Source organism: Streptomyces sp. NPDC048442, assembly GCF_040651475.1.
In the GTDB taxonomy this organism is placed as follows: Bacteria; Actinomycetota; Actinomycetes; order Streptomycetales; family Streptomycetaceae; genus Streptomyces.
This window is the reverse complement of the sequence record NZ_JBEZKB010000017.1, coordinates 120,759-136,650: the sequence shown is the minus strand read 5'-3', so window position 1 is coordinate 136,650 and position 15,892 is coordinate 120,759. Positions and strand designations below refer to the sequence as shown.

The following is a 15,892-nucleotide window of genomic DNA, read 5'->3' as shown; positions in this document are numbered from 1 at the left end:
CAACTGATGGCTGCCGCTGACACCGGCCGGCCTCTGGTGAAGGCCGCGGGCGAGGACCTCGCCCGCGGCCGGAGCCGTGGCACCGGCCCGCACGAGACGGGCAGGCCGCCGGGCAGGTTCCGCCGGTCGTTCTCCACCCACTGGTACGCCTGGACGATGGTCGCCCCCGTGGTGGTCGTCATCGGCGTCATCATCGGATACCCGCTGGTCCGCGGCATCTACCTGTCGCTGACCAACGCCAACGAGCGCAACGTCGAGCGGTCCATCGGCGTCAACCACCTGCCCGCGACGTACAAGTTCGTCGGTCTCGACAACTACGTCGACGCGATCACCGGCAGCCAGTTCCTCGCCACCCTCGGCTGGACGGTCCTGTGGACCGTCGCCTGCGTCTCGATCACCTTCGCGCTCGGCATGGGCCTCGCCAACATGCTGAACCGCCAGATCGCGGGACGCGGCCTCTACCGCATGCTGCTGGTCCTGCCCTGGGCGGTCCCCGGCTTCGTGTCCGTCTTCGCCTGGCGGTTCCTCTACAACCAGGACAACGGACTCCTCAACAAGCTCCTCGCGGGCGGCGGCATCGACGCCGTGCCGTGGCTGAACGACCCGACCTGGGCGAAGTTCGCCGTGATCAGCGTCAACGTCTGGCTCGGCGTTCCGTTCATGATGGTCGCCCTCCTCGGCGGGCTGCAGTCCATCCCCGGCGAGCTGTACGAGGCCGCGGAGATGGACGGCGCCACCGCCTGGCAGCGCTTCCGGCACATCACGATGCCGGGCCTGCGCCCGGTGAGCACGACGGTGATCCTGCTCTCCACCATCTGGACCTTCAACATGTTCCCGGTGATCTTCCTGCTGACCCGGGGCGGACCCGGCGAGGCGACGCAGATCCTCGTCACCCAGGCGTACAAGTTCTCCTTTGAGATCAGCCCGCGCGACTTCGCGCAGTCCTCCACGTGGGGCGTGCTGATCCTCGTACTCCTGATGCTCTTCGCCGCGGTCTACCGGCGAGTCCTCCGCAAGCAGGGAGAAGTCTGGTGACCACCCCCACCCTGGTGACGGGCCAGAGCGCCAACGTCCAGATCCGCGAACGCCGTTCGCCGCTCGCCTCGTTCGGCCTGCACGCCACGCTCGTCGTCGCCTCCGTCGTCGCCGTCTTCCCGGTGCTGTGGGTCCTGCTGACCTCGCTCAAGCCGGCGAAGCACGCGACCACCACCGACTTCGTCCGTGAGACGACGCTGGAGAACTACACCGGCCTGATCAACGACACCCCGTTCCTGACGTGGTTCGGCAACTCGCTGCTGATCGCCGGACTCTCGACCGTCATCGGCGTCTTCGTGTCGGCGACGACGGGCTACGCGGTGAGCCGCTTCCGGTTCCCCGGCAAGCGCGGCCTGATGTGGACGCTGCTGATCACCCAGATGTTCCCGGTCGCCGTCCTGATCGTGCCGATCTACAACACCATGGCGAAGCTGGGCCTGCTCAACCAGCCGATCGGCCTGGTCATCACGTACCTCACCATCTCGGTGCCGTTCTGCGCCTGGATGATGAAGGGCTTCTTCGACGGCATCCCGCGCGAACTCGACGAGTCGGGCCAGGTCGACGGCCTGACCCCGTTCGGCACCTTCTGGCGGCTCATCCTGCCGCTCGCCAAGCCGGGCCTGGCGGTCACCGCCTTCTACTCCTTCATCACCGCGTGGGGCGAAGTCGCCTACGCCTCGGCCTTCCTGGTCGGCGACGAGAACATGACCCTCGCGGGCGGACTCCAGAAGTTCGTCAACCAGTACAGCAGCCAGTGGGGCCCGATGGCCGCCGCTTCCGTGCTGATCGCCATCCCGGCCGCACTCGTCTTCGTCTTCGTGCAGCGCCACCTGGTCGCCGGCATGACGGCGGGCGCGACCAAGGGCTGACCACCCCTCTTGCGCACCACGTACGTACGTCCTGACCCGGACGCCCACCCCACACCCCCCAGGGACGACATGACCCAGCACCTCGCTGCCCCTGCCCCCGCCACGGCTGCCACCGCCACCCAATGGTGGCGGAACGCGGTGATCTACCAGGTCTACCCGCGCAGCTTCGCCGACGGCAACGGCGACGGCATGGGCGACCTGGCAGGCGTCCGCAGCCGCCTCCCGTACCTGCGCGACCTGGGTGTGGACGCCGTCTGGCTGAGCCCGTTCTACGCGTCCCCGCAGGCCGACGCCGGGTACGACGTCGCCGACTACCGGGCCATCGACCCCATGTTCGGTACGTTGCTGGACGCCGACGGTCTGATCCGCGACGCGCACGCGCTGGGCCTGCGCGTCATCACGGACCTGGTCCCCAACCACTCATCCGACCAGCACGAGTGGTTCAAGCGGGCACTCGCCGAGGGCCCGGGATCCGCACTGCGCGACCGCTACCACTTCCTCCCCGGCAAGGGCGCGAGCGGCGAACTCCCCCCGAACGACTGGGAGTCGCTCTTCGGCGGCCCCGCCTGGACCCGTACCACCAACCCCGACGGCACGGACGGCGACTGGTACCTGCACATTTTCGCCCCCGAGCAGCCCGACTTCAACTGGGAGCACCCGGCCGTCGCCGACGAGTTCCGCTCGATCCTGCGGTTCTGGCTGGACCTGGGCGTCGACGGCTTCCGCATCGACGTCGCGCACGGCCTGGTCAAGGCGGAGGGCCTGCCCGACCTCGGCGCGCACGACCAGCTCAAGCTCCTCGGCAACGACGTCATGCCGTTCTTCGACCAGGACGGGGTGCACGCCATCTACCGCTCCTGGCGGAAGATCCTCGACGAGTACCCGGGGGAGAGGATCGGCGTCGCCGAGGCCTGGACCCCGACCCTGGAGCGCACCGCGAACTACGTCCGCCCCGACGAACTGCACCAGGCCTTCAACTTCCAGTACCTGGGCACCCATTGGGACGCCGAAGCCCTCCGCGAGGTCATCGACAGCTCCCTCGCCGCGATGCGCCCGGTCGACGCCCCCGCGACCTGGGTGCTCTCCAACCACGACGTCACCCGCCACACCACCCGCTTCGCCAACCCGGCGGGCCTCGGCACCCAGATCCGCACCGCGGGCGACGGCGAACTCGGCCTGCGCCGGGCCCGCGCCGCCACCCTCCTCATGCTCGCCCTCCCCGGCTCGGCGTACGTCTACCAGGGCGAGGAGCTCGGCCTCCCCGACGTCACGGACCTCCCGGACGAGGCCCGCCAGGACCCGTCCTTCTTCCGCGCGGACGGCCAGGACGGCTACCGCGACGGGTGCCGGGTGCCGATCCCGTGGACGATCGAGGGTTCCTCGTACGGATTCGGCTCGGGCGGCAGCTGGCTCCCGCAGCCCGCTTCCTGGGCGGGCCTGTCGGTCGAGGCCCAGACCGGCGACCCGCACTCCACCCTGGAGCTGTACCGCTCCGCACTCACCGTCCGCCGCGACCACGCGGGCCTCGGCGCGGGCACGGACGTGACGTGGCTGCCCGACGCCCCGGCCGGTGTCCTCGCCTTCGCCCGCGACGGCTTCGTCTGCACCGCGAACACCACGGGCACGCCGGTACGCATGGCCGTCCCCGGCCGCGTACTCCTCGCCAGCGCCGAAGTGACGTGCGACGAGGACGAGTTCGACCTGCCCGCCGACACCACCGTCTGGTGGGCCGTGTGAGTGTTCCCGCACCTCGGGGCGGCGGGAACGCAACCGCTCCCGCCGCCCCGAGGCTGGCCCACATCGCCGCGCAGGCCAAGGTCAGCGAGGCGACGGCCAGCCGTGTCCTGAACGGGAAGGCGGGTGTCGCGGCCGGCACCCGCCAACGGGTGCTGGCCGCGCTCGACGTCCTCGGCTACGAACGCCCGGTACGCCTCAAGCAGCGCAGCGCGGGCCTCATCGGCCTGCTCACCCCGGAACTGACCAACCCGATCTTCCCGGCCTTCGCCCAGGTCATCGAGCAGACCCTGGCCGGCCACGGCTACACCCCGCTGCTCTGCACCCAGATCCCCGGCGGAGCGACGGAGGACGAGCTCGTCGAGCAACTCGTCGAACGAGGAGTCGACGGCATCGTCTTCCTCTCCGGCCTGCACTCCGACCTCTCCAGCGACCCGGCCCGCTACGAGGCGCTGACCGCGCGCTCAGTCCCGTACGTCCTGGTCAACGGCTACAACGAGGCGGTCACGGCCCCCTTCGTGTCGACGGACGACCGCGCCGCCGCACAGATGGCCGTGACGCATCTGCGCGAACTGGGCCACATCCGGGTCGGGCTGGCGGTCGGCCCGGTCCGCTACGTCCCCTCGCACCGCAAACGCGAGGGCTTCATCGAGGCGACGGGCTCGGCGGACTTGATCCAGCACACCCTGTTCAGCGTGGAGGGCGGCCAGGCGGCGGCGGGCTCGCTGCTCGACGCGGGGTGCACGGGAGTGGTGTGCGGCAGCGACATGATGGCGCTCGGTGTGATCCGGGCGGCACGGGACCGGGGCCTGCGCGTCCCCGAGGACGTGTCGGTCGTCGGCTACGACGACTCCCCGCTGACCCCCTTCACCGACCCGCCGCTCACCACCGTCCGCCAGCCGGTGCAGGCGATGGCGACGGCGGCGGTCGGCGCGCTGCTTGAGGAGATCAGGGGCAGTGCGGTAGCGGTGGGCCGGACGGAATTCGTGTTCCAGCCGGAGCTGGTGGTGCGGGGCTCGACGGGGCAGGTGAGGGCCTGACGTCGTCGGCGGTGTGCAGGGCTGCCGACCCCGGTGTCGTGACGCACCAGCTCGTCCGTCCGGCGCTGGGCGATCTCCACGCGCTTGTTGGGGTTCAGGGCGGCGGCCAGCTCGTCGGCGACGGCCGCCCCGGCGCCGTTCCCGCCACCGCCCGTCGTCGTACGCGCCACGAGCCTCCGCAGCCACACGGGACGCCCGGTACGCAGCACCAGCCGCCGGGCACCGGCCAGCAGGAGTGGCACGACGATCACGCACGCCATGAGCAGAGGGACTGTCAGCATCAGGACCATGCCGGGCCAACGGCCGCCCGTACCCGCATGGTTCCCGGCGACTGGCTCCTCGCGCGCCTCACCGCAAACGTGCCGTCGCGACATGGACCTTCATCCCGCAAGGGATGCGCCCGTCCGGCAGCGCAAGCTCCTTCGCCCCGGCGAGGAACGTCTCTCGCAAGGACGCGACGGTGGGCGGGTCGAGGGGCCCGACGTCGTAGACGCCCGACACGGCCGACCACACCTGCTCGGCGGGACCACTCAGGTCGATGGGGACGGTCTCCCAGTCGACCGGCGTGAATCCGGCCGGTCCGAGGATGCTGTCGAGCCCGTCACGGCTCCGTGTCCTCTTGTCTCCCAGCGCCGGGATGCGCTGCGCGGCAGGAGTCCCGTCCAGCACCGGCCTCAGCAGCCCGAGAAACAGCCCGTAGGCTTCGCCGCCCACGGCGCCACCGCCCATCACGCAGGCCAGCGTGGATCCGGGAGCCAGCACCCGGGCCACTTCCGCGACGACCTGATCGACGTCTCCCATCAGCATCAACGCCATGTGGGAGACGCAGGCGTCGAAGCTGTCGTCGGCAAAGGGGAGGTCCTGGGCGCGGCTCTCCCGCAGCGTCGCCCCGGCCAGCGCCGGCCGGCACCGTGCCAGCGCCAGCGCCTCGGGGGACAGGTCCACCCCGGTGATCCGCCGCCCGTCGGTCCGCGCGAGCAGCTCCATCAGCAGGCCGTCCCCGCAACCGAGGTCCAGCACCCGCCTGCTCCCGGCGACCCGCTCACACAGAATCTCGTAACTGGACCGGCCGTCCGCAGCCCGTCCGCCCCCGAACGCGTCGGCCGTCACGGCGGGTTGCTCGGCGTGGAAGGCCCGCAGGAATGCTTCTTGCGCTGTCGTCGTCATGCCCCGAACCTATGCGCTCCCCTGCGCCTGCGCCCGTGGGTTGCGAAGGGGGCGATGGTTCCGTACGGCCCGGCCCTGACCTGCCTCTTTGTGGAATCGTTCGAACTTTCACGGCTTTCAAGTTCTTGTCGTGCGCAAGGGGTTGACCACTCCTGAGGCCCCTCGTACCGTCACCCTGCAAGAAGTTGCTGCTGTCTTTCAGCAAGAACATGCAGCGTGAACTTCCCGATGAACATTCAGAGCCGCGCACCTCCCCCCACGCAGGAGGAATCCCCATGCCCCGCAGACTCCCGTCTGCCATATCCGCAGCGTTCGCCGCCGTGCTGGCGGGCACTGCTCTCGTCGGTGTGCCCGCCGCCCCCGCCGAAGCCGCACCCCCCGGTGACCGGGACGTCACCGCCGTGCTCTTCGAGTGGAAGTTCGCGTCCGTCGCCCGTGCCTGCACCGACAGCCTCGGTCCTGCCGGGTACGGCTTCGTCCAGGTCTCCCCTCCCCAGGAGCACATCCAGGGCGGCCAGTGGTGGACCTCCTACCAGCCCGTCAGCTACAAGATCGCGGGACGGCTCGGGGACCGGGCCGCCTTCAAAAGCATGGTCGACACCTGCCACGCGGCGGGCGTCAAGGTCGTCGCCGACGCCGTCATCAACCACCTTGCGGCGGGCGACGGTACGGGCACGGGCGGCACCGCGTACCGCAAGTACGACTACCCGGGCCTTTACTCGGGCGCCGACCTGGACGACTGCCGCGCCCCGATCAGCAACTACCAGGACCGGTTCAACATCCAGAGCTGCGAACTCGTCGGGCTCGCCGACCTCGACACCGGCGAGGAGTACGTCCGTACGAAGATCGCCGGGTTCCTGAGCGATCTGCTCTCGCTGGGCGTCGACGGCTTCCGCATCGACGCCGCCAAGCACATGCCGGCCGCCGATCTCGCCGCGATCAAGGGGAAGCTGAGCAACCCCGGGGTGTACTGGAAGCAGGAGGCGATCTACGGGGGCGGCGAGGCCGTCTCACCGAGCGAGTACCTCGGCACGGGCGACGTGCAGGAGTTCCGGTACGCGCGCGGGCTCAAGCAGGTCTTCACCGGGGGCGAGAAGCTCGCCTACCTCAAGAACTACGGTGCCGGGTGGGGCTTCATGGAGTCGGGCAAGTCCGCCGTCTTCGTCGACAACCACGACACCGAGCGCGGCGGCGACACCCTCAACTACAAGGCGGGCAGCGCCTACACGCTCGCCAACGTCTTCATGCTGGCGTGGCCGTACGGGGCGCCGGACGTGCACTCCGGGTACGAGTGGAGCGACAAGGACGCAGGTCCGCCGAACGGCGGTCAGGTCAACGCCTGTTACGCGGACGGCTGGAAGTGCCAGCACAACTGGCGCGAGATCTCCTCGATGGTCGGCTTCCGCAATGCGGCGAAGGGTCAGCAGGTGACTCAGTGGTGGGACAACGGCGGCAGTCAGATCGGCTTCGGGCGCGGTGACAAGGCGTACGTGGTGATCAATCACGAGGGCGCGACCCTGGCCCGGACCTTCCAGACCGGGCTGCCCGGTGGGAACTACTGCGACGTGCAGAGCGGTCGGGCGGTCACGGTGGACGGGTCGGGACGCTTTGCCGCGAGCGTGGCGCCGGGGACGGCGGTGGCGCTGCACGTGGGCGCACGTAGCTGCTGATCCGTGGGGAGGTGGGTTCGCATCTGCGGAGGCGTGGCCGGCGGGGCGGGGTGGGGTGGGGTGGGTCGTCGTGCGGGCGCGTCGTGGCTGATCGCGCAGTTCCCCGCGCCCCCAACTGCCGCCCCTTACCTCCCAGCCCCCTTGAAGCCTCCTAGCCTCCTAGCCTCCTAGCCTCCTTGGGCAGCGGGGCCGCCCCCGGGGGCGGGACGGGTGGGCAAGGGGGCGGCCCCCACGCGGAGCACGCCCCTCCGCGACCGCACGACCCCGACATCCCCAACCCCCTACTAGAGGAGACCTCGTCCCGTGACAGCCCGCCCCCTCCCAAGAGCCGCCACCCTCGCCGTGGTCATAGCGATGTGTGCCGCCCTCGCCCCCACCGCCCCCGCCTTCGCCGCTCCGAAGCCGCCCCCGCCCCCCGCGGACGCGAAACTCGCTGCCACGCCCGCCCGCCACGACCTCACCCGGGACCAGTTCTACTTCGTCCTCCCGGACCGGTTCGCGAACGGGGATGCGAAGAACGACCGCGGAGGGCTGACCGGCTCGCGGCTCGACCACGGCTTCGACCCCACCGACAAGGGCTTCTACCAGGGCGGCGACCTCAAGGGGCTGACCAGCAAGCTCGACTACATCAAGGGGCTCGGGACCACCGCCATCTGGATGGCGCCGATCTTCAAGAACAAGCCCGTGCAGGGGGCGGGGAAAGACGCCTCCGCCGGATATCACGGGTACTGGATCACCGACTTCACCCAGGTCGATCCCCACTTCGGGACCAACGCCGACCTGGAGACCCTCATAGACAAGGCCCATGCCAAAGGCATGAAGGTCTTCTTCGACGTCATCACCAACCACACCGCCGACACCGTCGACCACGCGGAGAAGAAGTACGGCTACCGGCCGAAGGGCGCCTACCCCTACCTCGACAAGTCGGGCCGCCCCTTCGACGACCGCGCGGGCGTGAAGAGCGGCCAGGTCGACGGCGACTCCTTCCCGTACACCCCGGTGCCCCGAGCCGGTGAGCGCAAGACCCCCGCCTGGCTCAACAACCCCCTCATGTACCACAACCGCGGCGACTCCACCTTCGCCGGCGAGAGCGCCGAGTACGGCGACTTCAGCGGCCTCGACGACCTGTGGACCGAGCGTCCCGAGGTCGTCGACGGGATGGCGAAGATCTACCAGAAGTGGGTCCGCGACTTCGACATCGACGGTTTCCGCATCGACACCGTCAAGCACGTCGACATGGACTTCTGGACCCAATGGGCGACCGCTCTCGACGCGTACGCGAAGAAGCAGGGCCGCGACGACTTCTTCATGTTCGGCGAGATCTACGACTCCAACCCGGCCGCCACCGCCCCGTACGTCACCCGCGGCCGCCTCGACGCCACCCTCGACTTCCCCGTCCAGGACGCCCTGCGCGGGTACGCCTCCCAGAGCGGCGGCGCCGACAAGCTCGCCAAGGCGTACGGAGCCGACTACCGCTACACCACCGACAAGGCCAACGCGTACGAGCAGGTGACCTTCACCGGCAACCACGACATGGGCCGCATCGGCACCTTCCTCAAGCAGGACAACCCGAAGGCGAGTGATGCCGAGCTCGTCCAACGGGCGCGTCTCGCCAATGAGTTGATGTTCTTCGGGCGCGGCAACCCCGTCATCTACTACGGCGACGAGCAGGGCTTCACCGGCGCGGGCGGCGACAAGGACTCCCGTCAGACCCTCTTCGCCTCGAAGACCGCCGACTACCTCGACGACGACCAGCTCGGCACCGACCGCACCCACGCCTTGGACGCGTACGACACCACGCACCCCGTCTACCGGTCGATCGCCGCCCTGTCGAAGCTGACGAAGGCGCACCCCGCCCTGCGCGACGGCGTACAGGAGGAGCGTTACGCGGAGGGCTCCGTCTACGCCTTCTCCCGTACGGACACCAAGCGCAAGGCCGAGTACGTGGTGGCCACCAACAACGCCGCCGAGCCGAAGACCGTCGAGATTCCGACCGGGTCGGCGAACGCCAACTTCCGTACCATCTACGGAGGTTCAGAGGCCGTACGCAGCACCGCCGACCGCAAGGTCAAGGTCACCGTCCCCGCCCTCTCCAGCCTCGTGCTCCAGGCCGAGCGGCCCCTCCCGGCCCCGGCCACCGCCCCCGCCCTCACTCTGAAGGCCCCGGCCGCCGGAGCCACCGGCACCGTCGAGATCGAGGCCGCGCCCACCGGCGGGCAGCTCAACCGGGTCGTCTTCGCCGCCCAGGTCGGTAACGGCCCCTGGCGCACGCTCGGCTCCGCCGACCACGCCCCGTACAAGGTCACCCAGTACCTTGACGCAGAAGAGGCGCATGCCGAAACCGCCCTGCGGTACAAGGCAGTTGTGGTGGACAGTGCAGGACGCACGGCCAGTGCCCTCGCCTCGACGACGGCGGGGCAGCCGACGCCGCCCGAGAAGCCGCGCGCCGGGGACCGTACGTACGCGGTCGTCCACTACAGGCGCGCCGACGGCGACTATGACGGCTGGCAGCTCAAGTCCCCTGCCGGTACTGGTGTGTTCAGCGGTCGTGACGCCTACGGTGCCTTCGCGTGGGTGAAGCTCGCAGAGGGCGCGACCTCGTTCCCGTACACCGTCGAGAAGAACGGCACCGCCGACGGTCCTGCCCGCAGTATCGACCTCGCCGCGACCGGTGAGGTCTGGGTCGAGCAGGGCAAGGACGGCCAGCGCACCAAGGTCCCGGAGGGGACGTATCCGCCGCAGGACAAGACCAAGGCGGTCCTGCACCTCCAGCGTGCGGACGGAAACTACGACGGCTGGGGCCTGCACGTCTGGACCGGCGCCAAGGACCCGACCGACTGGGCCAAGCCGCTCCAGCCGGTGAAGAAGGACGCGTACGGAGTGACGTACGAGGTCCCGCTCGTCGCGGGGGCCACCTCGCTCAGCTACATCCTGCACAAGGGCGACGAGAAGGACCTCCCCACCGACCAGTCGCTGGACCTCGCGACGTACGGACACGAAGTGTGGGCGCTGGCGGGGGAGCCGAAGTACGTGCTGCCGCAGGCCGGGGGAGCGGGCTCGCTCGACCTCGCCAAGGCCGAGGCGCAGTGGATCGACCGGGACACGGTGGTGTGGAAGGTCAGAGCGACCGGGGCGACCAGCCAGCAGCTCGTGTACGCACGCGACGGCGGCATCAAGGTCGTCGACGGCGCGCTGAACGACGAGGGCCGCTGGCTGCGGCTCGCACCGGGCACGCTGAGCGACGCCCAGAAGGCCAGGTACCCGCACCTCAAGGACTACCCGGCGTTCACGGTGGACGTACGTGACCGCGACCGTGTCGACGAGGCGCTGCGCGGGCAGCTCATCGCCACCCAACGGGCCGCGAACGGCGCCCTGTTGGCTGCCACCGGAGTCCAGATACCCGGCGTCCTCGACGCCACGTACGGTGCCCGCGCCACCCGGGCGTCGCTCGGTCCCGTCTTCCGGGACGGCAGGCCGACCCTGTCGCTCTGGGCGCCGACCGCACAGCAGGTCGTCCTCGACCTGGGCGGAAAGAAGGTCCCGATGCGGCGCGACGACCGCAGCGGCGTCTGGTCGGCGACCGGGGACCGGAGCTGGACGGGCAAGCCGTACCGCTACGAGATCAAGGTGTGGGCGCCGAGCGTCCAGAAGGTCGTGACCAACCAGGTCACCGACCCGTACTCGACCGCCCTCACCACCGACTCCGCCCGCAGCCTGGTCGTGGACCTGGCCGACCCGTCGCTCGCCCCCAAGGGGTGGGGCACGCTGAAGAAGCCCGCGGCCGTTCCGCTGCGCACCGCGCAGATCCAGGAACTGCACGTCAGGGACTTCTCGATCGGGGACAGGACCTCAAAGCACCCGGGCCAGTACCTGGCCTTCACCGACCGCGAATCGAAGGGCTCGCAGCACCTGAGGAAGCTCGCCGGGGCGGGGACCTCGTACGTGCATCTGCTGCCCGTCTTCGACATCGGCACCATCCCCGAGAAGAAGTCCGAACAGGCCACCCCCGCATGCGACTTGGCCTCGTACGCACCGGACTCGGAGGAGCAGCAGGCGTGCGTGGGGAAGGCCGCGGGGAAGGACGCGTACAACTGGGGGTACGACCCGCTGCACTACACCGTCCCCGAGGGGTCGTACGCGAGTGACCCGGAAGGGACGAAGCGCACCGTCGAGTTCCGGCAGATGGTGCAGTCCCTCAACGGCGCCGGACTGCGCACCGTCATGGACGTCGTCTACAACCACACCGTCGCCGCCGGCCAGTCCGACAAGTCGGTGCTCGACCGGATCGTGCCCGGCTACTACCAGCGGCTGACGGCGGACGGCTCCGTCGCCACGTCGACGTGCTGCGCCAACACCGCGCCCGAGAACGCCATGATGGGCAAGCTGGTGGTGGATTCGCTGGTCACCTGGGCGAAGGAGTACAAGGTCGACGGCTTCCGCTTCGACCTGATGGGCCACCACCCCAAGGCCAACATCCTCGCGGTACGAAAGGCGCTGGACGCGCTGACCGTGGCGAAGGACGGCGTCGACGGCAAGAGCATCGTGCTGTACGGGGAGGGCTGGAACTTCGGCGAGATCGCCGACGACGCACGCTTCGTACAGGCCACGCAGAAGAACATGGCGGGGACGGGAATCGCCACCTTCTCGGACCGGTCGCGGGACGCGGTGCGGGGCGGCGGGCCCTTCGACGAGGACCCGGGCGTGCAGGGGTTCGGGAGCGGGCTGTTCACCGATCCCAATGGGTCCAGGGCGAACGGGACTTCGCAGGAGCAGCGGGCCCGGTTGCTGCACTACCAGGACTTGGTGAAGGTGGGGCTGACCGGGAACCTCGCCGACTTCTCCTTCACCGACAGCGGCGGCCGTACGGTCAAGGGGTCCGAGGTCGACTACAACGGGGCTCCGGCGGGGTACGCGGCGGCGCCCGGTGACGCGCTCGCCTACGCGGACGCGCACGACAACGAGTCGCTGTACGACGCACTCGCCTTCAAGCTGCCGGCGAGGACGGCGGCGGCGGACCGGGCCCGGATGCAGGTGCTCTCCATGGCGACGGCGGCCCTCTCGCAGGGACCGGCGCTGTCCCAGGCGGGGACGGACTTGCTGCGGTCCAAGTCGCTGGACCGGAACTCCTACGACAGCGGGGACTGGTTCAACGCGATCCACTGGGACTGCCGGGACGGGAACGGGTTCGGGCGCGGGCTGCCGATGGCGGCGGACAACCGATCAAAGTGGGCCTTCGGGAAGCCGCTGCTTTCGACGCAGACGCTGAAGGTGGGGTGTGCGGAGATCGAGGGCACCTCGGCCGCCTATCGGGATCTGCTGAAGATCCGCACCACGGAGCCGGACTTCAGCCTGGCGACGGCGGGGCAGGTGCAGACGGCCCTCTCCTTCCCGCTGTCCGGGAAGAGTGAGACACCGGGGGTCGTGACGATGCGGCTCGGGAAGCTGGTGGTGGTCTTCAACGCGACTCCGGATACGCAGAGGCAGGTGGTGCCGGGGGCGGCGGGGGTGGCTTACGGGCTGCATCCGGTGCAGGCGGGGGGTGCGGATGCGGTGGTGAAGCAGTCGTCCTACGAGGTCGGTTCGGGCACGTTTGCCGTGCCGGGGCGGACGGTGGGGGTCTTCAGTGTGAGGTGAGGTCTGGGGGCGGGGTGGGGCGGGATTGCATCGTGCGGGTGCGTCGTGGCTGGTCGCGCAGTTCCCCGCGCCCCTAAATGCCTGCCCCTTACCCCGCTAGCCCCCTGGGCGGCTGACGCCGCCGCCCCCTAGCCCCCACGCGGAGCCAGCTCCGCCCGCCCCCAAGTAGTTCAGAATGACCCCGTGTTGGGAAACCTTCCCGAGGAGTCGACCAGCTTCGTGGGCCGCCAGGCCGACCTGCGCCGCGTCGCCCACGCCCTCGGCACGCACCGCCTCGTCACCCTCACCGGCCCCGGCGGCGTCGGCAAGACCCGCCTTGCCCTGCGCGCCGCGCAACAGGTCAACGCGCGCTACCCCGACGGCGTGTGGTGGGTGGATCTCGCCCCCCTCCGCGACGAAGCGCTCCTCGTCGCCGCAGTCTCCGACGCCGTCGACCTCGCCGACCACACCCTCCGCATGCCCGCCGAAGCCCTCTGCGAGTGGCTCCAGGGCAAGCGCCTCCTCGTCGTCCTCGACTCCTGCGAACACTTCACCGCCCCCACCGCCCACCTCGTCGCCGAACTCCTCACCACTGTCCCGGAGTTGAACGTCCTCGCCACCAGCCGCCAGCCCCTCGGCTCACGCGGCGAGTTCCTGGTCGACGTACCTCCGCTGCCCCTGCACGGGGCGGACGGCGCGGCGGCGCTCTTCCTCGACCGGGCGCGCGAGGCCCTCCCCGGACTCGTCCTCGACGACCCGGCCGCGGACGAGGCCGTCGCCGCGGTCTGCGCCCACCTCGAAGGCATCCCGCTCGCCCTGGAGCTGGCCTGTGCGCAGTTGGAGGACGGCGGCCGGGACGCGGGCCGGGACGCGGCGCGGACGGTGCAGGACGTCGCCGACCGGCTGACCGCCGGTCCCTCCGCCCGGCTCGACGTCCTCGCCCAGGACGGCATTTGGCCACCGCGCCACCGGGCCCTGCGTACCGCAATCGGCTGGAGCCACGAACTGTGCACCCCGCAGGAGCGGCTGTTGTGGGCCCGCCTCTCCGTTTTCCGGGGCGGCTTCGCGGAGGCCGGGGCCCGCGAGATCTGTGCGGGCGGCCCCCTCGACTGCGACGGCGTGGCCCGCGCCCTGCAAGGGCTGACCCGCAAGTCCGTCGTACGGCAGCAGTCCGACGGCACGTACCGGATGCTCGACACCCTGCGCGAGTACGGCGCGATGTGGCTCGGCGAGCTGGGGGAGACGGGTGGGGTGGCAGGCCGGCACGCCGCGTACTACGCCGACCTGGTCCGCCGCGCCGACGAGGGCTGGCTCGGTGCGCAGCAGACCGTCTGGTACCAGCGGATCGGCGCCGCACACGCCGACCTGTGCGCCGCCCTCGACCACCTCCTGGAGAACGACCCCGGGGCGGCCCTCGAAATGGCCGGCCGGATCGGCTTCTTCTGGAGCTGCTGCGGCCGCCTCCACGAGGCCCGCACCTACCTGACCCGGGCCCTGGAAAGACACACCCCGGAGCCACGGACCACGCCGGGCCGGCCAGGCCCGCCGGACCCGCAAGGCCCGCCGGACCCGCAAGGCCCGCCGGACCCGCACCGCTCCCGCGTCCTCTGGGCGCTCGGCATCACCCACGTGCTCCAGGGCGACCACGAAACCGCGCGCCGGCTCGGCGAACAGTGTGCGCTCGCCGCCTGGCAGGCCAAGGACCCCGAGGACATGCTCTCGGCGGCGTACCTCCTGGGCCTCACGTACCTCATGATGGGCCGCCCCCGCGCCGCCCACACGGTCACCGACCGCTGCCTCACCGCCCGCCCCGGCGAACCCTTCTCCTCGCCGTCGCAGCTGCGCTGCCGTCTCGTACGGCTCTTCGCCCTCACCGGGATGGGGCAGCTCGCGGACGCGGAGGTCGCGGCCACCGAGCTCCGGCGGATCTGTACCGAACGGGGCGAGAGCTGGGCCCGCTCCTACGCCGACTACCAGCTCTCCCTCATCGCCCTCCTCCAGGGCCGCCCCGCCGAGTCGGCGGCGTACGCGCGCGCGACGGTCGACGCCAAGTACCGGCTCGACGACAGCTTCGGCATCGCACTCGGCCTCGACCTGCTCGCCGCCGCACTCGCAGCCCAGGGCGACGGCGAACGGGCCGCCCGTGTCTACGGCACCGGCCACACCTACTGGAGCCAGATCGGCCACCCCCAGCGCGGCACCCCCGAACTGGCCCCGATCCGCGCACAGTGCGAGGACCAGGCCCGCACCGCGATAGGCAGCGCCGCCTACGAGCGCGCCTACGCGGAAGGAGCCACCGCCAACCAGGAATCCGCCCTGGCGCGGGCGCTCCTGGGGCCACATTCCTGACCTCGCCACCGGGCGCCCGGCCGCCGGAGCGGAGTTCCGTGATGCGTGGAGCCATTGACCGGAAGCATGCAGAACGTCCACCACCGCCCGCCGGCTGTTCAGCACCCGCACCGACCCCGCCGCCTGCCCGCAGGCCCGCTTTCCCGTGACCTTCGGAGCGGGGCTGGAGACCTTCCGCGCACCGGCCCCCGCCCTCGGCCGGCACACCCGGGAACTGCTCGGCGAAACTCATGGGTGACCATCGGATGAATCGCTCGTTCTGCGTAATGTGCGACGCCCACAGGATGTCATCAGCCGCCCCCGCAAGCCCACCGACGCCACCGTCACGGACAAGGCCCCGCCCGCAGCGGCTCCGACGGTTGCCGCCCCGACGGTCGCCGTCGGCGTCGAGCAGGCCGAGGCCGCGCTCGTCGAG

The 15,892-nt window shown here is 70.6% G+C and carries 7 protein-coding genes and 1 pseudogene; 7 read left to right on the top strand and 1 reads right to left on the bottom strand.

Annotated features, from left to right (window positions below; all coding sequences use genetic code 11):
- Positions 1-6 precede the first annotated feature (6 nt).
- The 4 genes from AB0D18_RS24620 to AB0D18_RS24605 all read left to right on the top strand — a co-directional run bounded on the left by AB0D18_RS24620 (position 7) and on the right by AB0D18_RS24605 (position 4,678).
- Complete coding sequence (locus AB0D18_RS24620; protein ID WP_362422354.1) at positions 7-1,035, top strand: sugar ABC transporter permease; 1,029 nt, start codon at positions 7-9, stop codon at positions 1,033-1,035.
- On the top strand, positions 1,029-1,904 hold the full coding sequence (locus AB0D18_RS24615) for a carbohydrate ABC transporter permease (RefSeq protein ID WP_362422531.1): 876 nt from the start codon (positions 1,029-1,031) through the stop codon (positions 1,902-1,904). Before AB0D18_RS24620 ends, AB0D18_RS24615 begins: the two co-directional genes overlap by 7 nt.
- A 69-nt stretch (positions 1,905-1,973) precedes the next feature.
- Complete coding sequence (locus tag AB0D18_RS24610) at positions 1,974-3,641, top strand: glycoside hydrolase family 13 protein (RefSeq protein WP_362422351.1); 1,668 nt, start codon at positions 1,974-1,976, stop codon at positions 3,639-3,641.
- On the top strand, positions 3,626-4,678 hold the full coding sequence (locus AB0D18_RS24605; RefSeq protein WP_362422528.1) for a LacI family DNA-binding transcriptional regulator: 1,053 nt from the start codon (positions 3,626-3,628) through the stop codon (positions 4,676-4,678). The genes AB0D18_RS24610 and AB0D18_RS24605 overlap by 16 nt, the downstream gene beginning before the upstream one ends.
- Before the next feature lie 348 nt (positions 4,679-5,026).
- Here the strand turns inward: AB0D18_RS24605 and AB0D18_RS24600 are convergent, their stop codons facing one another.
- The gene (locus AB0D18_RS24600) at positions 5,027-5,845 is read right to left on the bottom strand and encodes a class I SAM-dependent methyltransferase (RefSeq protein ID WP_362422348.1); all 819 of its coding nucleotides are present in this window, start codon (positions 5,843-5,845) and stop codon (positions 5,027-5,029) included.
- 275 nt (positions 5,846-6,120) lie between these two features.
- Between AB0D18_RS24600 and AB0D18_RS24595 the strand changes: the two are divergent.
- From AB0D18_RS24595 to AB0D18_RS24585, 3 genes and pseudogenes are all read left to right on the top strand, one after another.
- Positions 6,121-7,512, top strand: a pseudogene (locus AB0D18_RS24595) (alpha-amylase family protein); the annotation flags it as partial.
- Positions 7,513-7,869: 357 nt separating this feature from the next.
- Entirely contained in the window at positions 7,870-13,149 is a 5,280-nt protein-coding gene (pulA, locus tag AB0D18_RS24590; RefSeq protein WP_362422525.1) for a pullulanase-type alpha-1,6-glucosidase, read from the top strand.
- A gap of 183 nt (positions 13,150-13,332) precedes the next feature.
- Positions 13,333-15,477, top strand: a complete 2,145-nt coding sequence (locus AB0D18_RS24585; RefSeq protein WP_362422345.1) for an NB-ARC domain-containing protein — start codon at positions 13,333-13,335, stop codon at positions 15,475-15,477.
- Positions 15,478-15,892: the final 415 nt, after the last annotated feature.